General features: G+C 40.8%; 15 protein-coding genes, 2 tRNA genes and 3 rRNA genes. 18 read left to right on the top strand and 2 right to left on the bottom strand.

All coding sequences use genetic code 11. The annotated features are described in order from the left end of the window. Positions 1-116: 116 nt before the first annotated feature. The 7 genes from A8B79_RS14595 (at position 117) to A8B79_RS14565 (ending at position 9,178) form a co-directional block, all read left to right on the top strand. A 16S ribosomal RNA gene (locus A8B79_RS14595) occupies positions 117-1,641 on the top strand. Positions 1,642-1,819: 178 nt separating this feature from the next. Beyond that, positions 1,820-1,893: transfer RNA gene (locus A8B79_RS14590), tRNA-Ile, on the top strand. A gap of 19 nt (positions 1,894-1,912) precedes the next feature. After that, a tRNA-Ala gene (locus tag A8B79_RS14585) sits at positions 1,913-1,986 on the top strand. Between the two features lie 379 nt (positions 1,987-2,365). Next, positions 2,366-5,246: ribosomal RNA gene (locus A8B79_RS14580) — 23S ribosomal RNA — on the top strand. 162 nt (positions 5,247-5,408) lie between these two features. After that, positions 5,409-5,517, top strand: a 5S ribosomal RNA gene (rrf, locus tag A8B79_RS14575). The 16S, 23S and 5S rRNA genes sit together here with 2 tRNA genes alongside, the layout of an rRNA operon. A gap of 95 nt (positions 5,518-5,612) precedes the next feature. Then, positions 5,613-7,934 carry a type IX secretion system anionic LPS delivery protein PorZ gene (porZ, locus tag A8B79_RS14570; protein ID WP_066224069.1) on the top strand — a complete coding sequence of 774 codons (2,322 nt, stop codon included), beginning with the start codon at positions 5,613-5,615 and terminating at the stop codon, positions 7,932-7,934. A gap of 32 nt (positions 7,935-7,966) precedes the next feature. Continuing rightward, positions 7,967-9,178, top strand: coding sequence for a glycosyltransferase family 2 protein (locus A8B79_RS14565; protein WP_066224067.1), 1,212 nt, complete (start codon positions 7,967-7,969; stop codon positions 9,176-9,178). A 1-nt stretch (position 9,179) separates the two neighbouring features. Here A8B79_RS14565 and tgt read toward each other — a convergent pair whose 3' ends face one another. Then, positions 9,180-10,307, bottom strand: coding sequence for a tRNA guanosine(34) transglycosylase Tgt (gene tgt / locus A8B79_RS14560; protein ID WP_066224065.1), 1,128 nt, complete (start codon positions 10,305-10,307; stop codon positions 9,180-9,182). Positions 10,308-10,393: 86 nt separating this feature from the next. Here tgt and A8B79_RS14555 point away from each other — a divergent pair, with 86 nt between their 5' ends. From A8B79_RS14555 to A8B79_RS14505, 11 genes are all read left to right on the top strand, one after another. Then, complete coding sequence (locus A8B79_RS14555; RefSeq protein ID WP_066224062.1) at positions 10,394-11,803, top strand: sugar transferase; 1,410 nt, start codon at positions 10,394-10,396, stop codon at positions 11,801-11,803. Then, the gene (locus A8B79_RS14550; protein WP_066224117.1) at positions 11,803-12,531 is read left to right on the top strand and encodes a polyprenol monophosphomannose synthase; all 729 of its coding nucleotides are present in this window, start codon (positions 11,803-11,805) and stop codon (positions 12,529-12,531) included. Before A8B79_RS14555 ends, A8B79_RS14550 begins: the two co-directional genes overlap by 1 nt. 67 nt (positions 12,532-12,598) lie before the next feature. Further along, on the top strand, positions 12,599-13,555 hold the full coding sequence (locus A8B79_RS14545) for an acetyl-CoA carboxylase carboxyltransferase subunit alpha (RefSeq protein ID WP_066224060.1): 957 nt from the start codon (positions 12,599-12,601) through the stop codon (positions 13,553-13,555). Next, on the top strand, positions 13,555-13,992 hold the full coding sequence (locus A8B79_RS14540) for an acyl-CoA thioesterase (protein ID WP_235603750.1): 438 nt from the start codon (positions 13,555-13,557) through the stop codon (positions 13,990-13,992). The genes A8B79_RS14545 and A8B79_RS14540 overlap by 1 nt, the downstream gene beginning before the upstream one ends. 1 nt (position 13,993) lies before the next feature. Then, positions 13,994-14,470 (top strand): DUF2085 domain-containing protein, encoded by a 477-nt coding sequence (locus A8B79_RS14535; protein WP_066224058.1) that lies wholly within the window; start codon positions 13,994-13,996, stop codon positions 14,468-14,470. Position 14,471: 1 nt separating this feature from the next. Beyond that, positions 14,472-15,035: a DUF4199 family protein gene (locus tag A8B79_RS14530; protein ID WP_066224056.1), complete on the top strand. Its 564-nt coding sequence runs from the start codon at positions 14,472-14,474 to the stop codon at positions 15,033-15,035. Between the two features lie 82 nt (positions 15,036-15,117). Then, positions 15,118-16,077, top strand: a complete 960-nt coding sequence (locus tag A8B79_RS14525; RefSeq protein WP_066224054.1) for a type II CAAX endopeptidase family protein — start codon at positions 15,118-15,120, stop codon at positions 16,075-16,077. Beyond that, positions 16,070-16,339 (top strand): hypothetical protein, encoded by a 270-nt coding sequence (locus A8B79_RS14520; RefSeq protein ID WP_066224053.1) that lies wholly within the window; start codon positions 16,070-16,072, stop codon positions 16,337-16,339. The genes A8B79_RS14525 and A8B79_RS14520 overlap by 8 nt, the downstream gene beginning before the upstream one ends. After that, entirely contained in the window at positions 16,336-17,157 is an 822-nt protein-coding gene (locus A8B79_RS14515; RefSeq protein ID WP_066224051.1) for a phosphatidate cytidylyltransferase, read from the top strand. The genes A8B79_RS14520 and A8B79_RS14515 overlap by 4 nt, the downstream gene beginning before the upstream one ends. Further along, a complete protein-coding gene (locus A8B79_RS14510; RefSeq protein ID WP_066224050.1) occupies positions 17,144-18,211 on the top strand; it encodes a dipeptide epimerase in 1,068 nt (355 codons plus the stop codon). Before A8B79_RS14515 ends, A8B79_RS14510 begins: the two co-directional genes overlap by 14 nt. A gap of 61 nt (positions 18,212-18,272) precedes the next feature. After that, positions 18,273-18,902, top strand: a complete 630-nt coding sequence (locus tag A8B79_RS14505) for a sterol desaturase family protein (protein WP_066224049.1) — start codon at positions 18,273-18,275, stop codon at positions 18,900-18,902. A 1,471-nt stretch (positions 18,903-20,373) separates the two neighbouring features. On the opposite strand, the gene A8B79_RS14495 is transcribed toward A8B79_RS14505, so the two are convergent. Next, the gene (locus tag A8B79_RS14495; RefSeq protein WP_066224045.1) at positions 20,374-22,782 is read right to left on the bottom strand and encodes an endonuclease MutS2; all 2,409 of its coding nucleotides are present in this window, start codon (positions 22,780-22,782) and stop codon (positions 20,374-20,376) included. Positions 22,783-22,825: the final 43 nt, after the last annotated feature.

Genomic DNA, 22,825 nt, shown 5'->3' with positions numbered 1-22,825 from the left:
AGTTCTTTGGAAATTATTGAAGCATAAGACAGATTGTTTGTGCGAGCTTTATGAAGTTATTCTTTTGAATGATGGAGTGTAGGGTCGGCTCACAGCGTATATAAATTTAATTTTTTACAATGGAGAGTTTGATCCTGGCTCAGGACGAACGCTGGCGGCGGGCTTAACACATGCAAGTCGAAGGAGAAGGAAAGAGCTTGCTCTTTCTGGAGACTGGCGGACGGGTGAGTAACGCGTAGCTAACCTGCCTTTAACTGGGGGATAACATTCCGAAAGGGGTGCTAATACCGCATAAAGCAACTGAGTCGCATGACTCTAGTTGTTAAAGGTTTCGACCGGTTAAAGAGGGGGCTGCGTGCTATTAGTTAGTTGGTGAGGTAACGGCTCACCAAGGCGATGATAGCTAGGGGGTCTGAGAGGATGATCCCCCACACTGGGACTGAGACACGGCCCAGACTCCTACGGGAGGCAGCAGTGAGGAATCTTGCGCAATGGGCGAAAGCCTGACGCAGCCACGCCGCGTGCCGGATGAAGGCCCTATGGGTTGTAAACGGCTTTTAAGCAGGAAGAACGACCGGATTTCGATCTGGTGTGACGGTACTGCTTGAATAAGCACCGGCTAACTCCGTGCCAGCAGCCGCGGTAATACGGAGGGTGCAAGCGTTGTCCGGAATCATTGGGTGTAAAGGGTGCGTAGGCGGGCGTCTAAGTCTGGGGTGAAATCTTGCCGCTTAACGGTAAAATGGCCTTGGATACTGGGCGTCTTGAGTGTAGAAGAGGTAAGTGGAATTCGTAGTGTAGCGGTGAAATGCATAGATATTACGAAGAACATCAGTGGCGAAGGCGGCTTACTGGTCTACAACTGACGCTGAGGCACGAAAGCGTGGGGAGCGAACAGGATTAGATACCCTGGTAGTCCACGCTGTAAACGATGCATACTAGGTGTTGGCCTTTCGGGGCCAGTGCTGCAGTTAACGCATTAAGTATGCCACCTGGGGAGTACGTCGGCAACGATGAAACTCAAAGGAATTGACGGGGGCCCGCACAAGCGGTGGAGCATGTGGCTTAATTCGATGCAACGCGAGGAACCTTACCTGGGCTAAATCTACAGCGCTACCTCTGGAAACAGAGGGTTCTCTATGAGACGCTATAGAAGGTGCTGCATGGCTGTCGTCAGCTCGTGCCGTGAGGTGTTGGGTTAAGTCCCGCAACGAGCGCAACCCCTGTGGTTAGTTACCAGCACATAATGGTGGGGACTCTAGCCAGACTGCCTACGCAAGTAGTGAGGAAGGTGGGGACGACGTCAAGTCATCATGGCCCTTACGTCCAGGGCTGCACACGTGCTACAATGGATGGTACAGAAGGTCGCTACTCAGCAATGAGGTGCAAATCTTTAAAACCATTCTCAGTTCGGATCGGAGTCTGCAACTCGACTCCGTGAAGTTGGAATCGCTAGTAATCGCGTATCAGCAATGACGCGGTGAATACGTTCCCGGGCCTTGTACACACCGCCCGTCAAGCGATGGAAGTCAGGAGTACCTGATGTCGCCCCGGTAAGGGGTGCCTAGGGTAAGCCTGGTAACTGGCGCTAAGTCGTAACAAGGTAGCCGTACCGGAAGGTGCGGCTGGATCACCTCCTTTCAAGGAGAGCCTTGCTAGCTGGGTTATATATACACCAGCAAGCGATGAACCTACACAACTACCATAAGTAGTTCGTTACAAACAATCTGTCCTATGCTGCAACAATGAAGGAAAGCAGAGCAGCGGAGAAGCCCTGAGGCCGGCGTTGGCTACCAGGTGCGATCCCCGAGTAATATTGGGGCTTGTAGCTCAGGTGGTTAGAGCGCACGCCTGATAAGCGTGAGGTCGGAGGTTCAAGTCCTCCCAAGCCCACTTTTCTGACCAAGGAAGAGGGGCTATAGCTCAGCTGGCTAGAGCACTGCCTTTGCAAGGCAGGGGTCCAGGGTTCGAATCCCTGTAGCTCCACTGAAATTGAAGTAAAAGTATTGAAGTAAGATGTGATGGTAATACTGAGCGGGTGCGTAACCCCGGAAGTCACATAGTTTTATTGAAAGAATGTTAGTTGCTGCGGGTGTCTTTCGAGGCCGAAGCGGTAGTTTTATAACAGCCTGCCCGTGCTACGGGCAAGTTCTTTGACATGGTGAAAAAGTATAACAATGTATAAAGAGCGGCAATCGATTGATTGTCAGCTCATATAGTATGTTTGAAGTGTTCGTTTTACGAACGCAGATAACATGCGCCTAGGGTAGCTGTAGGTGGTAGTACACCTGCAGCCCACAAGAGTAATAGCTCAAGCAATTGAGTATGTTCCTTGCGCGCACCGAGAGGTAGTGCAAGCCATATAAAATAAGCAATTAAGGGCACACGGTGGATGCCTAGGCATGCAGAGGCGAAGAAGGACGTGTAAAGCTGCGATAAGCTGCGGGGAGTTGCAAAAGAACTGTGATCCGCGGATTTCCGAATGGGGCAACCCACTCTAATTTATTAGGGTATCCTTTCGAGGAGGCATACCCGGGGAACTGAAACATCTAAGTACCCGGAGGAAGAGAAAACAACAGTGATTCCGCAAGTAGTGGCGAGCGAACGCGGAACAGCCCAAACCGCATCCTACGGGGTGCGGGGTAGTAGGACCTGCGTAATTTTTGTAATCTTAAATCGAAGCTGTCTGGAAAGCAGCGCCACAGAAGGTGAAAGCCCTGTAGGTGTACCGATTACAAAAAGGCGGGTATCCTGAGTAGCGCGAGACCGGTGAAATCTTGCGTGAACCAGCCGGCACCATCCGGTAAGGCTAAATACATCTGCATGACCGATAGTGAACCAGTACCGTGAGGGAAAGGTGAAAAGAACGCCGAGAAGGCGAGTGAAATAGTACCTGAAACCGTGTGCTTACAAGCGGTCGGAGCTGCATTTATGTAGTGACGGCGTGCCTTTTGTATAATGAGCCTACGAGTTGCTCCTGTTGTGCGAGGTTAAGCCCCTAAGGGGTGGAGCCGTAGCGAAAGCGAGTCTGAATAGGGCGTGCAGTACAGCGGGGCAGACGCGAAACCAAGTGATCTATCCATGGTCAGGGTGAAGCGGTGGTAAGACACCGTGGAGGCCCGAACCGGTTGACGTTGAAAAGTCTTCGGATGAACTGTGGATAGGGGTGAAAGGCCAATCAAACTTGGAGATAGCTCGTACTCCCCGAAATATATTTAGGTATAGCGTCTGGTTTTGTCTCACTGGAGGTAGAGCACTGATTAGGCTAGGGCCCTTCACCGGGTACCAACCCTAGACAAACTCCGAATACCAGTGATGAGCCGCCAGGCAGTCAGTCGCAGGGTGATAACGTCCTGTGGCGAGAGGGGAACAACCCAGACCACCAGCTAAGGTCCCTAAATACCGACTAAGTTGATCAAAGAAAGTTGAGTTGCTCAGACAACTAGGAGGTTGGCTTAGAAGCAGCCATTCCTTTAAAGAGTGCGTAATAGCTCACTAGTCAAGCGACTCGGCGTCGATAATAATCGGGCATAAGTCGGTTACCGAAGCTGTGGGATTTAACGATCGGTAGGGGAGCATTCCAGTCAGCGCAGAAGCAGCGCCCGCGAGGGGCCGTGGAGCGGCTGGAAGCGAAAATGTAGGCATGAGTAACGATAAGAAGGGTGAAAAACCCTTCCACCGTAAACCCAAGGGTTCCTGATCAACGCTAATCGGATCAGGGTTAGTCGAGACCTAAGGTGTACCCGGTGAGGCCGGGGAAGCCGATGGCAAAGCGGTTAAATATTCCGCTACCGAAGCCAGCGTATGGCTAAGGCGTGACGCAGAAGTGACACTCCCGCGTGCTGACGAATGCACGTTAAAGGGCGTAGGCCGGGGGGCAGGCAAATCCGCCTCCCGTTAAGGCTGAACCCCGACAGTACTCGGATTCTCACGATGAAGAGATAGTGGAGGTAATCATGCTGCCAAGAAAAGCGTCGTAGTTTGCTGGTTCTCGCTCGTACCCCAAACCGACACAGGTGGGTGAGGAGAGTATCCTCAGGTGCTCGAGTAATTCATGGCTAAGGAACTAGGCAAATTCGATCCGTAACTTCGGGAGAAGGATCCCCTGACTATGTCAGGGCGCAGTGAAAAGGCCCAAGCGACTGTTTACCAAAAACACATGTCTCTGCTAAGCCGCAAGGCGATGTATAGGGACTGACACCTGCCCGGTGCTGGAAGGTTAAAGAAGGGGGTTAGCTTCGGCGAAGCCCTTGACTGAAGCCCCAGTAAACGGCGGCCGTAACTATAACGGTCCTAAGGTAGCGAAATTCCTTGTCGGGTAAGTTCCGACCTGCACGAATGGTGTAACGACTTGGGCACTGTCTCGGCCATGAGCTCGGTGAAATTGTGGTATCGGTGATGACGCCGATTACCCGCAGCGGGACGAAAAGACCCCGTGAACCTTTACTACAACTTTACATTGGCTTTAGCTGTCGCATGTGTAGGATAGGCGGGAGACTTTGAAGCGGCGTCGCCAGGCGTTGTGGAGTCACCCTTGAAATACCGCCCTTGCCACAGGTGAAGTCTAACCCTTCCGGGGGAACAGTGTATGGTGGGTAGTTTGACTGGGGCGGTCGCCTCCTAAAGAGTAACGGAGGCTCCCAAAGGTACCCTCAGCACGGTTGGCAATCGTGCGTAGAGTGTAAAAGCATAAGGGTGCTTGACTGCGAGACATACAGGTCGAGCAGGCACGAAAGTGGGGTTTAGTGATCCGGTGGCACCGCATGGAAGGGCCATCGCTCAAAGGATAAAAGGTACTCCGGGGATAACAGGCTTATCTCCCCCAAGAGTTCATATCGACGGGGAGGTTTGGCACCTCGATGTCGGCTCATCGCATCCTGGGGCTGGAGAAGGTCCCAAGGGTTTGGCTGTTCGCCAATTAAAGCGGTACGCGAGCTGGGTTCAGAACGTCGTGAGACAGTTCGGTCTCTATCTGCTGTGGGCGTTGGAATACTGAGGAGGGCTGCTCCTAGTACGAGAGGACCGGAGTGGACGTACCGCTAGTGTACCTGTTGTGTGGTCGCATGCATCGCAGGGTAGCTATGTACGGAAGTGATAAGCCGCTGAACGCATCTAAGCGCGAAGCACGCTCCAAGATAAGTATTCCCTATGAGTCTCCCGGAAGACGACCGGGTAGATAGGTGGCAGGTGTACGCATGGTGACATGTTTAGCCGAGCCATACTAATTAGACCATTGGCTTTGTTTATATGGTTTGCACCGCCGGCTTGGTGGTGCACCAAACAAGTAAGTATCCTCATTGTTTTTACTTTTTCTTAATCTGAGGCGCCTATGCGGGCTCCTCGGAACATGTCAAAGAACTTTTATTTTATTGATCTCGATTTTGAGTCCAATAGGACTCTCCGAATTTGAAGGTGATTCTAGCGCAAGGGTCCCACCCGTTCCCATCCCGAACACGGACGTTAAGCCTTGCAGCGCCGATGGTACTGCACTCGTGGTAGAGTAGGTCATCGCCTTCTCTTTTTTTACTAAAACCCGATTCTTAATAAGAATCGGGTTTTTTTTATGTGTATCAATCTTAAAAGTTTTTCGTTAATGTTTATATTGACTACTTATGAGATATACACTTTTTGCAATTCTAAGTTTTTTGTGGTTAGGTTCAGTAATTAATGCGCAATCGCTTTCTGATTGGACTGCCTATACGTCATTTCGATCCGTTTCAGGAGCAGTAGAAGATTCACAAGGAAGAATGTGGATGTCTACTAATGGTGGGGTTCTTATTACAGATGGAAATGAAGTTATTCAAAAAATTACCCCAATTGATAATCTTACTAGATTAGATGGTTCTGCGATAGCCTATTCAGAATCAATGGAATTGATCTTTGTTGGGTATTTAACAGGAGTAATTGATGTAATAGATGCAACGAATTTTAAGGTCACCCAATTAACTGACATTGAGAGAAACACTTCGTTTTCTCAGAAGGGTATTAATGACTTTAATATTTCAGATAACTTATTACTGGTAGCGACCGATTTTGGGATTGTTGAGTACGATCTCGATGGCATGTTTGTAAAAGATTCCTATATAAAATTCGGAGAGTTTAGTACCGCAATAGCAATTAATACTATATTTGAATATTCAGAAAATCTGTATTTAGGAACTGAAGAAGGCATTGCATTTAAGGCTTTGGAAGATGACTTTTCTGCTAGTAGCTGGAATAATTTTAATAGTTCAGATGGTTTCTCTTCTTCGTCAACGGTAGCCTTAGGGGGTTTTCAAAATGTAATATATGCTTCAACTACTACAGAAAACTTTACATTTGAAAATGGTTCTTGGTCTCAAAATCCAGAGTTCGGAAGTAACATAATCGTCGAGTATTCTTCGAACGATAGTTTTTTAATAGCTTTATCAACGGAAAGGATTTACTATAAAAATATAAACGGTGTGCTTAGAAATGCTTTTTTATCTGAGAATTACGGATCAGCACTTACAGAAATACCGTTTTCTGACGAAGTTATATTTGGTACCATTAATAGCGGATTAGGGATTCTTGATATTTCGAATGGTAGTATAACTTACTCGTCAGTAGATGGCCCATATGTGAATTTTTTTGAAGGAATGAAATTTGTCGATGGAGTACTTATTTCAGGTTCAACTAGGAGTTCATCACGAAGGGAGGAAATAGATAAAAGCAGAGGTTTTTATATTTATGAGAATGGGGTGTGGGAAAATTATAACGAAATATTAACTCCTGAGTTTGATGGAGTAGTATTCCGTCAACCTTTCAAAACAACAGCATCAGGTAATTATTACTACTTTGGAAGTTGGGGAACAGGGATTGTTAGATTTGATAAAAATACGGATGAGATAAGATTGTTTGATGAAACTAACTCAACGCTAAGAGGTTGGCCCCAGGATAGTGAGCTTTACCCTGTCATATCAGGATTAGAAACCGATAGCAATAATGATGTTTGGTTGGTCAGTAGATATGGTGATACTCCTTTATACAGGCAGACGCCGGGAGATGATGATTGGCAATCCTTTGAAGAGAACAATGCCGCTGCTTCATCAGATCTCTACGAAAATCTATTTATTGATTCTTTTGACCAGAAATGGATACCTATTCAAAATGCTCAATCCAGTGGAACAGGCTTGCTGGTGATTGATACAAAAAATCCTGAAGACGAGACTGATGATGTAGGAATTAAATTGCAGACAGGGGGAAATAGTGGCAATCTACCAGATAGCAAAGTTAATGTTATAATAGAGGATAATAATGGAGAAGTATGGATAGGTACAGCTCGTGGAATTGCTAAATTCATTTTTCCTGAAATTCTTATTGAAGGATCAGTTCAGGAACGAACGGCACAATGGTTGATCAACGAGGATACATCAGCAGTTTCCAGATTTTTACTAAGAGATATAAATGCTACAGCCATGGCGGTAAATGCGGCAAACGAAAAATGGATAGGGAGTGCAAATCAGGGAGTTTATCTGTTAAATGCAGAGGGTAGTAAAATTTTAAAAAGGTTCACAACTGAAAACAGCCCTTTGTTTTCAAACAGTATTAAATCAATTGCCATAAATGATATTACAGGTGAAGTATTTATTGCTACTGATGTGGGGCTGATCAGCTATCAGGATATTCCCAAAAGTCCTGTAAATAAAATGGACGAGCTAAAGGTCTTTCCAAATCCTTTCAATTATGATAAAAATGAAGAAATATTTATCGAAGAATTAAGCGATGAGACTTTTGTGAAAGTTTTAGGGGTAGACGGTACAGTAGTAAACTCGTTCCAAACAAAAGGTGGACGAGTTTCATGGAATGGAAAAGATTCAAATGGTAACCGGTTAGGCTCAGGGGTTTATTTCATTGTAGCTGTAGATAGCGAAGGGAACTCGAAAGGTGTTGGGAAAGTTGTGATAGTTAAGTAACCTATCTTGGAAATATGAATCTTGTCTAAGAAGTGATTTCAGAACTAAATAAAGAAAAACCTACTGACAACCCGGATATAACTATTGTTATAGTTAACTATAGAGTAAAAGAGTATATACTACTCTTAATGGATTCCATTCAAAAAGCTACCAGGCACTTTTCAGTCGAGATATTTATAGTTGATAATAATTCTGAAGACGGATCTCCTGAATATCTGATCTCGGCTTACAAAACTGTCAAAATCATAAAAAACGTTGAAAACGTAGGATTTGCTAAAGCTAATAATCAAGCTATTGAAAAGGCTTCAGGGACTTATACTTTGATAATCAATCCTGATACTGTGATTCAGGAAGATAGTCTTTTAAAGTTGAAGCAATACATGGACGAAAGCGAAAAGACCGCAGCTTTAGGATTTAAAATGATCAATCCGGATGGTTCATTTGCCAGAGAAAGTAAACGATCAGTTCCTGACCTGAAAACCGGAATATTCAGAGCTTCAGGGCTGGATAAATTACTTCCGAATAGCAGATTATTCGGTCAAAGGTATTTGGGATGGATAGATGAAAATGAAGTTACAGTGGTCCCCGTAATTAGCGGAGCCGGAATGTTTTGGAGAACTTCAGTTTTAAAAGCGTTGCAAGGTTTTGACGAAGCTTTTTTTATGTATGGAGAAGATGACGATCTTTGCTACCGGGTACAGAATACTGATTTTAGTATCAGATATTTTCCTCCTGCCAAAATGCTTCATTTCAAAGGAGAAAGTGAACGTGACATGAGCCTGAAAAGCTTAAAGAAAATGAATAGAGGCTTAGCACAATTTTTCACTAAGCATTATAAAAACAGTTACAATATTTTTTCGAGGGCACTAATTTCTATCGCTTTCAATTCAAGAACAGTAGTTCAATATTTGACACTGAGATCCAAAACAAACACTGATGTCCAACCTGAGAACATAAATTCAGCAGTAATACTTCACAGTCTGGAAAAAGAATTTCCTGATGATTTGGTTAATAACATAAAAAATGCTCTTAAGCTTACATCCGAAAACTTGGATCTTAAAAAGATCTCCAATGAAAACGATTTTATTAATATCTCCAAAAACTTAATTTTTGATACTTCTTCGGTTTCGTACACCGAGGCTTTTGACTTGATGGAAAAACTTAAAGAAAAAGAGTTTAGTTTCTATTTCTTGCTGCCTGAAAAGAATTTAATCGTAGGGAAATCAAGAGTTTTTGAGTTATAACCTAAATTTTCTGTTCTACATGCTTCACCATTTCGGGATACCAATCTGCAAATGTGTCGTTAGCTATATGCTCTCTGATTCTTTCCATCAGCCATAAATAAAAGGTTAAATTGTGCACCGAAGCCAATACAAGTCCAAAGATCTCATTGTGCTTAATAAGATGATGGATATAAGCCATAGTGTAAGTATTGCAAAGTTCTGAAGGAAAGTCTTCATCTAATGGTTTATGATGATCTTTCCATTGAGCGTTTCTGATGTTCACTTTTCCATTTCGGGTAAAGATCGTGCCGTTACGAGCATTTCTGGTTGGCATTACACAATCGAACATATCAATACCTCTGGCCACACATTCCAGAAGATTTCCCGGTGTTCCAACTCCCATCAGGTATCGAGCTTTCTCTTTAGGAATGTAATCCGTATTAAGATCAGCCATTTCGTACATCAGTGGGATGGGTTCACCAACACTTAAACCTCCAATAGCGATGCCTTCAAAGTCCAGATCAGTTATAAACTTTGTGGATTCAATTCTAAGATCTTTATAAGTGCCGCCTTGAATTATACCAAATTGATTTTGATCGTGACCATAGTGAGCATCAGTTTCAAGGAAGTGCTTTCTACCTCTTTTTGCCCAGCGATGGGTTAGCTCCATTGAATTTTTAGCATATTCATATGTGCTCGGGTAAGGTGGGCATTCATCCAAAAGCATCATTATATCAGATCCCAAAATTCGTTGAGTGTCTACAACATTCTCAGGAGTGAATAAGTGTTTGGAACCATCAATATGACTTTTAAAGTGCGCTCCTTCTTCATCAAGCTTTCGGTTATCAGATAAAGAAAAAATTTGATATCCACCTGAATCAGTTAAGATCGGTTTATTCCAATTCATAAATTTATGAAGCCCGCCTGCATTTTGCATGATCTCGTTACCTGGACGTAAGTAGAGATGGTAAGTATTCCCTAAAATTATTTGTGCATGAATTTGCTCAATCAGAGCTTTTTGTGAAACTCCTTTTACAGTTCCTAAGGTTCCAACAGGCATAAAAATGGGAGTTTCAATAACTCCATGATCTGTTTTAAACTCTCCCAAACGGGCTTTTGTGGATGTGGCTTCTTTTTTTAAAGTATACAAACTATAATTTGGTCTAATATTTATGAACGAGACACTTAAATGTGTATTTTAAGCGATTCAAAAACTAAGCAAGGCTTAATTTTCTATTGGGTAATTTAAAAAGATATAACGAAGTTATTTTCACAAGTTTGCTGGATTTTTTAATCCTTCTGGCAAGTTGGTTTGTATTCCATTGGTATCATACTGAAGGTCTGAATTTGATATTAAAGGAAGTTGGATTGAATTTTGTGAACACAGGTGTACTGGTAAGTATATATTGGATGTTTGTTTTTGTATTGACGGGTCTTTATAAAAAGCTCTACTTGATTTCCAGATTAGATGAATTCATCACCGTTTTAAAGGCAACGTCTATTGGGGTGTTATTTTTATTTTTCATTGGATCAATCGGAGATACGGTTTCTGTTGATGAGCAAAAATCCCTAACTATATTTTATTGGGGTACTACCTTATTATTGGTAGCATTTAACCGTTTCCTGGTAAGGACCATACAGAGATATTATGCTCGTAGAGGAAAGGGGCTTCATAAAACGGTAATAATTGGAACAGGTAATGCAGCTAAAACCGCTTACGACGACCTGATAAGAAACAAGACTTTAGGAATGCAGGTACTTGGGTTTATCCAAGTGAATGGAAAAATACCTGAAGCAAGCACAGGGATTTCGCCTGAAGAAGTAATCGGGCATTTGGATGAAATACGATCAATTATAGATCGTAATCAGATCCAAGATGTGTTAGTGGCTTTAGAACCGGAAAGAAGACAGGATTTAGTAAGTGTAATTTCTAAAGTTGATTTCCCTGATGTTACTTTAAAACTACTACCTGATTTTTATCAGTTAGTGAGCGGATTAAATAAGACCAATCAAATTTTTGGGATGCCACTAGTAGAAGTATCTCCTGAGCCCATGCCTTTATGGGAAAAAACAGCAAAACGCTTACTTGATATCGTTGTATCAATAGTTGCTTTGTTAATATCTATCCCGTTTGTAATTATTATCTCAATTCTAGTGAGAATGAACTCCGAGGGACCTGCAATTTTCAGACAAACCAGAGTTGGAATGAATGGCAGAACTTTTACTATTTTGAAATTCAGAACAATGTTTATGAACGCTGAAGACGAAACCGGACCAACCTGGGCTAAAGAAAATGACCCAAGAGTCACAAAAGTAGGATACTGGTTAAGAAAGTTGAGACTGGATGAAATACCACAATTTTTAAATGTACTAAAAGGTGATATGAGTTTAGTTGGGCCACGTCCTGAACGACCTCATTTCGTAAAACAATTCTCTCAGCAAATACCTCTTTACACACGCAGACTAAGAGTAAGACCAGGAATAACAGGTTGGGCTCAGGTAAAGTGGAAATACGGAGGATCCTTGGACACCGTTCGTGAAAAAACTAAGTACGACCTTTTCTATATTGAAAATATCTCGCTTAAAATGGACGCTAAAATTCTTATTAATACTGTACTCACCATCATAAAAGGGAAAGGGCAATGATGGAAAAGAAAGCTCTGATAATAATTCCAACATATAATGAAGCAACTAACATTGTTAGGATGATAGATAGGTTAATGGCCTTGGATTTTCCTATCGATGTACTTGTAGTAGATGATGGCTCACCTGACGGAACAGCTCAAAATGTGGCGGTTAAACAAAAGGAATATCCTGAAAGAGTGCATTTAATTGAGCGAGAATCAAAACAAGGACTCGGTACTGCTTATGTCAGGGGATTCGAGTTCGCACTTCAGCATGATTATGAATATATCCTTGAGATGGATGCAGATTTTTCACACCGTCCAGAAGACGCTCTTAAACTAATACGAGCTGTTGATAAAGGAGAGTGTGATGTAGCAGTTGGGTCTCGTTATTGTAAAGGGATCAGCATTATAAACTGGCCTTTAAGCAGATTAATTTTGTCTTATGCTGCTAATATTTATGCCAGAACTATTACTGGACTTCCGATCTTTGATACTACGGCAGGTTTTAAATGTTTAAGAAGAAGTGTAATTGAGGCGATTCCATTGAAAAGAATAGAATCCAATGGTTATGCTTTTCAAATAGAGCTTCATTTCCGGGCATGGAAAGCCGGGTTCAAACTCAAAGAAGTCTCAATTGTATTTAAAGAAAGACAAGAGGGCGTTTCTAAAATGTCCAAAGCAATAGTAAGGGAAGCGATTTGGCGTGTTTGGGCTTTAAAATTCAGAAGTATTTTCGGTGCACTTTAAATCGCATTAAGGCTGACCTTGTTAGTTTGATTGTTTATATTTGAACAAATTCTAAAAAAGAGAACTCATGCAATATCTTGATTTTGAAAAACCAATAGCTGATCTGGAAAAAAAGATCGAAGAACTTGAAAATCTTTCCACTGTTGGAGATGGGATTCTTAAAAAAGAGATCGCAAGCCTGAATAAAAAAGTTGAAGAACTCAGGAAATCAATTTTTGCTGATCTTACAAGATGGCAAAGAGTTCAATTAGCACGCCACCCTGACCGACCATATACCACGGATTATATTGATAATTTCGTAGACGATTTTGTTGAGTTACATGGTGACAGATATCACGCAGATGACAAAGCGATCGTTGCGGGTTTGGGTAAGATCGATGGGGAATCTGTGATGATAATTGGTCATCAAAAAGGAAGAGATACAGCTAGTCGTACATACAGAAATTTTGGTATGGCAAATCCTGAAGGTTACAGAAAAGCTTACCGTTTGATGAAATTAGCAGAAAAGTTTAAAATTCCGATCATCACACTTCTGGATACGCCGGGAGCATTCCCCGGTCTGGAAGCTGAGGAAAGAGGACAAGCAGAAGCCATTGCTAAAAACCTGAAAATGATGGCTATGCTTAAAGTTCCATTGATCACCATTGTAATTGGTGAAGGAGCCAGTGGTGGTGCCATCGGAATCGGAATGGGTAATGAAGTGTACATGATGGAGAACACCTGGTATTCTGTGATTTCTCCTGAATCTTGTTCTTCTATTCTATGGAAAACGTGGGATTATAAAGAGCAAGCTGCCGCAAATCTGAAACTTACTGCGAAGGATCTGGAGGAACTTGAGGTTATTGATGGCGTAATTCCTGAACCATTAGGCGGTGCTCATCGCAATCATGATGAAGCAGCTGCACTGGTAAAGTCTCAAATAGTTAAAAGCTTGAAAAAATTGAAGAAGCTTAGCTCAAATAAATTAATAGAGCAGAGAATAGAGAAATATTCTTCAATTGGTGCTTTTGAGATTGCAAAATAGTGGCTATTTCTTTCCCCGATAGAGAGCCTCTCATTGAATACACTCACAAACTGAGAAGCCGTTATGGTGAAACAGATAAGATGGGTTATGTTTACTACGGACGATATCTGGAATATTTTGAAGTAGCACGTACAGAAATGATTCGTAGTTTCGGACTTTCGTACCGTGAACTCGAAGAAAATGGAGTCATGCTCCCGGTCATACACTCTGAACTGGAATACAAAATTCCTATCCACTATGATGTAGAAATGGAGATCAAGGTGATGGTTTTTGATGTTCCGCAAGTCCGGCTACAAACATTTTATGAAGTACTTACTCAAGATCAGAAAACACCACATGTAATAGGTGAAGTTTCATTGTGTTTTATGGACTCCGAATCTCGCAGACCGTGCAGAGCTCCAGATGAATTTCTGAAAAAGGTCACCAAGCATATCTGAAATGAATTTAGGACTCGAATTCCAAAATCGAGCACTGTATACAATAGTTTTTGTTGGAAGCTTTTTTCTTGTAATTATAGCGCTCGGTCCGGGATTGTTCGGGAATCCTTCAATACCATATATAAGTTTTCAATTTGAAGCATTTCATTTTTTATGCCATCAGGACCCACTACGCTCATTTACTTTGAATAATAGCCAGATGGCGGTCTGCGCAAGATGTATAGGAATTTATGGTGCGTTCCTTACAGGTGTAATTTTAATGCCTTTTTTGGTACTAATTAAAAGAGTAAAGTTCAGATATTATTTCAGATTCTTGATTGGTACTATTATTTTAAATTTTATTGATGTTTTGGGAAACCAATTTGAATTCTGGACGAATACAAACGAGTCGAGATTCCTGCTCGGATCTTTATTTGGGCTAAGCTCGGCAATTTTACTTTCTAACGAATTTTTTAAAAAACTAAATACAGAGGATTAATATGGAAAATGAAGAAATGAAGCCAAGTTATTGGCCATCGGTTATTCAAGCTGCAATTATTGTAGCAGTAGTAACATCCGTAGTTGGGTTAGGTCTGGTCTATTATGTAGCCGGTTCTGAACCATCAATGGGAGTTATGATGATATCAGGACTTAGTATTCCAATAACCTGTCTTATCGGGCTTATTGGTGGTATTTTGGCAACAAGAAGCTACGCGAAGGCTTTTGACATTACTTTCCCAATTGGAACAGGTGCGTTAATTGGTCTTTTTACGGGAATCATTGCTGCAGTGGTTGGCGGTATTATTGGTCAGATTTGGGGCTTGGTTGATCCATCACTAATGGAAAGGTTTGCCGACACCATGATAGGAGCTTTTGAAATGAACGATCAGATTCCTGATGCGCAAAAAGATGAGATCATAACCAGCATGGAAGAAGGTTTTGAAGATCAGTCCAGTATGGGCGGAATTCTAAAAGGCATTGCAATCAATGCAGGTGTTCTTGGTTTCGTTAATTTACTTTCCGGTATGGTCGGAGCAAAAATATTTGCTTCTGAAGAAGAATAAATCCAATCTTATTAGTACATGTATATAACTCTGTTGGGATTGAGATCCTGACAGAGTTATCATTTTAAACTGACCTTAATAAATGATCAACGACAATAGTTCAACTTCAGACAATTATTCATTTTACGAGCAAAACATCGAACCCTGGGTAGAACGTAATGGTTTTGCTCATTGGGCAATGGCACTTATATGGGTTTTTGTAGCAGCAGTTACTTTTCAGGTTTTCGGAGGTATACTTCAACTTATTTTAATCTTTAGTACTGCGGAAAATCTAACAGACCCTACCGCAATCATGGATTCTCTTACGAAAAGACCAGACCTGTTGATGCTTGCTAATACCGTGGCTCAGTTTACTATGATAGCAGGCGGTTCATTAATCGGACTTAAACTTCATAGAAAAGTAAAAGCCAATAAGAGTTTTTTAAGACTTCAAACGGGAGAAAATTTCATACAACAAATGGGGTTAACTGCAGTGCTGTTTATTGTAGCCTTTCCAATTGTGCTGTTTTTAGGTTGGATAAACTCCTTCGTTCCCGTTAGTGATTTTATGAAGCAAATAGCCGATCAATCAGCAGAAGTTATCGGTAATTTATTAAGATCTGAAAATGGAATTATTTTAGGGTTTTTATTTATAGGTATCACCCCTGCAATTTGCGAAGAATTATTGTTTCGTGGATACATGTTTAGAGCTTTCGAAAAATCCACAAAATTGATCACTACTATTTTAGTTACCAGTTTAGTCTTTTCGATGTTCCATCTGGATATAACAGGCTTGCTTCCCAGAATGTTCTTAGGAGGGTTGTTGGCTTACGTGACGTGGACATCAGATAGTTTATACCCTGCTATGCTCGGACATTTAATTAATAACGGTGGAATTGTACTTGCCGCCGGTTTAAATCCCGAAATATTAGAAAGCACTCCTTCACCCGATTCTGAAATGCCATGGTTATTAATAGGATTAAGTTTTATAGTTACTCCCGCTGTTTTATATTTGTTGAAGAAATATAGATCAGAAACCAATCCAAAGGCTGAAGATGTTTAGTGATCCAAAACCAAATGAAATTGAAAATTGGGTATGTGTATTGGAGAAGAGTACAAAGCTCGAAGTTGAGCTGGCAAAAAGTTATTTGTCCAGTTTAAAAATTCCATCCAATATATTATCCAAACAAGATTCCTCATATAGTTTAAGCGTGGGAGATATGTCTTTCGCCTATCTCTACGTACCCATTGAGTTTGAAAAAGAAGCCAGAAAAGCTTTAGAAGAACTTGATAAAGCTAATGAGGAAGAAGGAGAAGATTCTTGAATGAACTTCTGAAAAGAGTATTGTTTGCAGTGCCCGCAGGTATTTTGTTCCTGTCTGTTATGTGGTACGAAAGCTGGACTTTTGATCTGATAATCATAGCTATCGGTCTGTTTACTCAGTTTGAAATGGTAAAGCTCCTGAAGAAAGCCGGAACTCCTACAGATCTGATGTTCTCATTAGTGATTGGTTTATACATACTGCTGTTCCCTTATTTGCCGTTTGCTTTCGAAACAGGACTAGTACTCTTTTTGATCTTTGTTGCGGTTCAAACCTTTAATACAAAACCGGGTGCATTCAATAATTTAACATCAGGTTTTTTTGCAGGAATTTATGCGCCCTTAGGTTTTTTATGTTTGATGCTGATTCGCGGTTTCGGTACAAACGAACAAGGTTTTGCGCTAGCTCTTACCTTGGTTCTTATGATATGGGGTGGAGATGTGTTCGCATATTTTGGAGGAAAGAATTTTGGAAAAAGACCATTAGCTCCCGAAATCAGCCCAAAGAAAACAGTGGAAGGATTTCTGTTCGGTTTTGTTGGATGTACTGTTGGACTAGCTGTTTCGATTTATGCACTTCCTTTTGTGTCTCCGATAACCATGTTGAACGGACTTCCGCTTATTTTTCTGATAGGAATTTTTGGACCTATTGGTGACTTGATTGAAAGTAAGATAAAACGGAAAGCTGAGGTTAAAGATTCTTCAAATTTGCTACCCGGACACGGTGGCTTTTTTGATCGTTTTGATGCTTTGATTCCGGCGTCTTGTGCAATGTATATTTATTTAATTTTTATGCAGGAATTCGGATATGTCACACTTTAGTGCACTGTGGGAAACTAAAGAATTAAAACTTAAAGATGTCTTTACTATAGCACGTGGATCTAAAGTCTCTGTGCAAAATGTTTTTTTGACGTTAGAAAGAGATGGTATAAAAGGAGTTGGAGAAGCGGGACCCAATACTCGTTATGATGAAACTTCGGAGACTGTTATCCGGTTTTTTGAAAAATTTCCTTTTGAGGAACTACATCAGGTAAGCTCTCCTGATGAGCTGGAAGTATTTATAGACAAGGCTTCCAAGAAGCTCAAATCACTCCATTCTATCAAGATTCCACAGTCGGCAAAAGCAGCCATAGAAATGGCGTGGCTCGACTGGTGGGCAAAATCTCAAAACCAACCACTGTGGAATTTATGGGGAGCGAAGTCAAATATTGGTCCGGTTTCTTCCTATACAATCGGGCTGGATGAGATTCCCGTCATCCAGAAAAAAATAAAAGCAGCAGATCAATATCCGCTGTATAAAATTAAATTGGGCACGGAAAAGGATAGAGAGATCATCGAAGGGATCAGGCAGGTTACCGATAAACCTCTCAGAGTTGATGCCAATGAAGGGTGGGAAACGGTGGGTCAGGCGCTGAAAGAAATTGAGTTTTTAAGATCTCAAAACGTCGAACTTGTAGAACAACCTATGCATGCATCGATGAAATCAGAGCTAAAGGAATTGAAAAGACTTTCAAATCTTCCTCTTTGTGCGGACGAAAGTTTTACAGGATCAGAGAACTTGAATGAAATAGCTGAAACGTTTGATATCATTAACATTAAACTGATGAAAATTGGCAGTCTTGTTAAAGCAAAAAGAACGATAGAAGAGGCACACAAACTTGGAATGAAAGTAATGATCGGTTGTATGATCGAAAGTTCTGTAGCGATAACAGCCGGTGGAATTCTTTCTTTATTTAGTGAGTATGCAGATCTTGATGGCAACCTCTTGATATCCAATGATCCCTATTCAGGGTTAAAGTTGAATACAAAAGCCAAAGTCATACTTCCTGAAATTGAGGGCATTGGTGTAAGAACTTTAGAAACCGAAGGAACTTAACCAAAACTAGTTATTGTTATTAGTATATTATCCGTAATAGTAAACAGCGATTAATTAGTTGATGTCTCAAAAGTTCGTTTCAAATAAAGATAAGTCAGAGAAAATGTTTGAGAATCGTTTTCTTAACGCTTTGACCAAAGCCCACTTTTCGTTTCCTCTGATTCTCTATATCCCGGCAATTTTTTACTTGTCCTTTCTGTTTTTTAGAGATGAACATGGTACAGTTTGGTATTTCTTAGGTTTATTTGCAGCCGGGTTTGTACTCTGGTCAATATTTGAATATCTGATACATCGTTTTGTTTTTCATTATAAACCGAAAACAGAGTTTGGAGAAAAGGTGTTATTCACCTTTCACGGTGTTCATCATGATTACCCTAATGATTCATTTCGCTTGGTAATGCCTCCCGTTGTAAGTATTCCTCTTTATGCAGTAATGTATCTTCTTTTCGAAGCCATCTTTGGCTATGGAAATCATTTCTCAATCTTTTCGGGATTTGTACTCGGCTATCTTTTTTATGATGTAGGACATTATGCGCTTCATCATTTCAATTTTAAGAATAAGTACTTTCAAAGCATCAAAAAGCATCACCTTCTTCATCACTATAAAGATGAACACCACGGTTTTGGAGTAAGCATGCCTTTCTGGGATAAGATATTCAAAACCGATTTTGATGAAGAGAGAGAAAATTGAAAATGGTTTGTGCTGAATAGTAGTATAATTTGTTTATCGAACTCAATTGACAAAATCATGTCATTCTTCTAGATGTCATGTAATTAGTTGACAGTTAAGTAGTGATAGTTCCAAGAAAATTTGCCCTTAGTATTTAAGACGGAGAAGAGAGGATGATCCGGATGCGTCTGCGAAGCAGGAATAATCCTTTCAGGTGAAGAGTGTAGTAATTTTCTCAGAATGTACGAAGACCTTTAGGATTATTCAGCGAAGGATCAGTGAACCCGTCTTAAATACTTCGGCTTGATTTTTTGTTACTTTTGTATCAAGACAAAAGTAGATACCCTTATGCTAAGTTAATCCTTTTATACAATTCAGTTCCTTGGCTCTGTGTACTTTTGTGCCGACAAAAGTACCAAAAGCTCCCGACAAGAATTATTGGCGCGAACTCCACTACATCGACTAATCATTACAAAAGGTCTTCCTGCGTTTGATGCATATTCTCAAATGAGCCTGAGTGTAATGATTGCTCCTTCGGAGCCGTCGATTTCATTGCGTTCTTGGCTCGCCAATAATTCTAAGTTCGATGTAGTTGGAAGCTTTTTCTAAAATCGTCAGGATTATAAACAAGACAATTTTTGTCAGCGAATTATCTAACATCTACAATTCTGATTTAGCTTTTATGGGCATCTAAGCTAATAAAAAGCACTCTTCTCTATAAATTTTGTAACAAGTCGAAGCAATCTCTCTCCTCTTAGTATAGGTATAATAAGCCAAGAGATTTATAATGGGGAACAGAAAGAGATATTCAATTTCTGAAGCGGTTGCTGTTTTAAAATGACTAACAATTATTCTAACGAATTTAAATATTCAGCTTTTTTCTTAGTAATAAGTACAGGTTTTATTTTGAATATATTTTCACTTTTGCTTTCGGACGGTCAACCTAGTACTATATTATTAATTAGTAGCATTATAATGTCTGGAGTAACTTTTTATTCAATTCCGTATTTTTTAATTATAAATCAAAGTATTGAAAACCGAGTTTATTTCTACATGTACCTTTCAGTAGCAGTAGTTTACTTTTTTGTATTTAGTCTTATATGCGGAATTTTTGTTTTGAGTATCATTTTTTTTGAATATAAATATTATAGCAAAGTACTAGCTGAGAATAAAATTGAGTTAGATTTTGATATCTCACCATTCGCACTGATTAAAAATTCCGATCTAGACATAAAGATTGTTCTTTACTCGACCTCATTATATCTAATTATTGTAATATTGGATAGAGTTTACTTTGGATAGCATTCATAAAACCTTGAATAAGAAAACTTGGTTATTATTAATAATTAAAAAACTTTTTAATTGAATGATATATGCAATTTGAATCCGGTTAAACAACAAGGGATCCATCCAACAGCTTGAACACCGATATTAGAATTCTCGATTTACTTGAAGTGACAAAATTGTAAGAATATTGAAAATTGGATATAGCTCATTGCAATTTCACCACCGTACATCCCGCACCACCAAAATCCTCGCCGGCAAGTTTAAAGCTCTTGATATCATTACGCTCATTTAAGTAGGAATGAATCTGATCTTTCAGAATGCCATCACCTTTTCCGTGAACGATCTCAACCTGATTCAAGCCTCTGAATACAGCTCTGTCTATATAATGCATCACTTCATCAATGGCTTTGTCAGTGCGGAAACCTCGAAGATCAATGGAAGGCTTTACAGCTTCTTTGAGTTTCGAGTCGCCCTGAATAATTCCCGAGCTTCTGGCTTTTTGTTTATTCTTTTTCTTTTGAACTTCAACCTTGATCAGGTTTTTGTACTTGGTTTTGAGTCGTAAACCATCCGCTTGTACCACAGCCTGATTTCCCTTTATCTCTACCAATTCTCCTGTTGTATTTCCATCCAGAAAACGAACATGATCTCCTACGGATGGCGGTTTCTCTGATTTTCTGAATCGGGCTTCTCTTTTCTCTTTGATCTCATTTAAAGATTGTTCTATGTCCGCTTTTTCCTGATCAATACCTGAACGAATATTCTTTAGATCTCTTTTTCCTGTCTTCTTTTCTTCAACGATCCTTTCTACCGCTTGCTCCACTTTACGGTTTGCCTGATCCATGATGGACTTAGCTTCCGTAAGTGCTTTTTGACGAATCTTCTCTTTTTCTTTATTTACACCATCAAGTTTATTCAGGTATCGATTCCGATCTGATTCCGCTTTTGATTTTAAGTTCTGAAACTTGGCTTTGAGTTCTTCAGCTTGCTGAGTTTTGGTTTCCAGTTCTGTAATCAAAGATTCCATCTTATCTTTGGCCTCACCCAATAACGTTCTGGATCGTTGCAAAACTTCAGGCTTTATTTTCATGCGTTGGGCGATCTCAAAAGCATAGCTGCTGCCCGGAATTCCTTTTTTAAACTTGTAAGTAGGAGATAGTGAAGCCTGATCGAATTCCATAGAACCGTTCACCGCTTTTTCATGCTCATGAGCAAACACTTTCAGGGAGCCGTGATGAGTAGTTACGATCACTTTGCATTGATTTCTGAGCAAATGTTCAATAAAGGATTGGAACAAAGCTCCGCCCTCCTCAGGATCAGTTCCCGCTGCAGCTTCGTCGATCATTACCAGGCTTTTTGGAGAGAAATTATCCAAAGTTTCCTGCATCCATTTTAATCGGGATGAAAACGTACTCAAGTCGTTTTCTATGGATTGATCATCACCCAGATCCACAAAAAAGCCGTTAAAAATGGGTAGCTCGGAAGTCGGATCAGCGGGAATGGCAAAACCGGACTGAACCATCAGTGCTGAAATACCGAGCGTCTTCATAGCTACAGATTTTCCACCGGCATTTGGTCCTGTGATCATCAGACATAACTCATCAGAATTAAGATCAAGATGAAGCGGGACGATATTTTCTCTGTCTTCTTTTTTGAGCCCCAGATTTTTAAGCAACAAATTTGTGTTGAACGCCTGCTTAAGCTTAATGTTAAAATGCGGCGAAATGATCGGGACTTCAGCTTCCAGTTTAATTGAGATCTTGGCCTTAGCTGCAATTACATCAATTTGAGCCAAAGTTCTGGCATTTTGTTTGATGTAGTTTGAATTAGAACGTACATGATTAGTCAGCTCTTTAAGTATCCGCTCGATTTCCTGCTGTTCTTCAACTTCAAACTGACGAATTTCATTATTCAGATGAAGAGCTTCTACCGGTTCCAGATAGACGGTTTGACCGGTAGCAGAAACATCATGAATAAATCCCTGGATCTTTCTTTTGAATTCTGCCTGGATCGGAATAACCATCCTGCCGTTTCTGATGGTCGCCCCTTCATCAGAAGCCATTCCGTCTTTGTTAGCCTGACGCATCAATCGATTGATGGTAGAGCGAAGGTCATTTTTCTTCGAGTTCAGCTTTTTCCGAATGCTCTTTAACTGCGGACTGGCGTCATCTCTGAGTTCACCAGTTTCAGTTACCTTTCCTTTAATAGAATCTTCCAACTCCTTCATCGGAATCAAATGATCACAAATTAAAGCTAAGGTTGGTTTCTCTTCTTTTCTATGATTGACAAATTTCTTAACAAGTCTGGTTGTCTGACAGAGTTTTAGAATATCTACAAAAGCAGTTAAAGGAATAATACTTCCTTGTGCTCTGGATTGAGAGAGATGATCTCTGATTTCCGGGACCTCACCTAAAGGAAATGGGTCGGCATCGAGCAGGATCGTCATCATTTCATTTGTCTGTGCAAGGAGATCTTTTACCGTTTGCTCATGATTTGATGGATGGAGCTTTTCCAGCAGTTCAACACTCTGGTTGGACTGTGCGACATCTATGGCTGCAGCACGAAGTTGTTCGTAACCGAGCTTTTCTAATAATGAAGAAGGGTAAAGCTTCATCGGAATTTTTGAGAAATTAACCTTAGGTTCTGGTAACCAAAGA

This window comes from Balneola sp. EhC07 (assembly GCF_001650905.1).
Taxonomy (GTDB): domain Bacteria; phylum Bacteroidota; class Rhodothermia; order Balneolales; family Balneolaceae; genus Balneola.
Note: the sequence above shows the minus strand (reverse complement) of the source record. Positions and strands in the feature narration are given on the sequence as shown.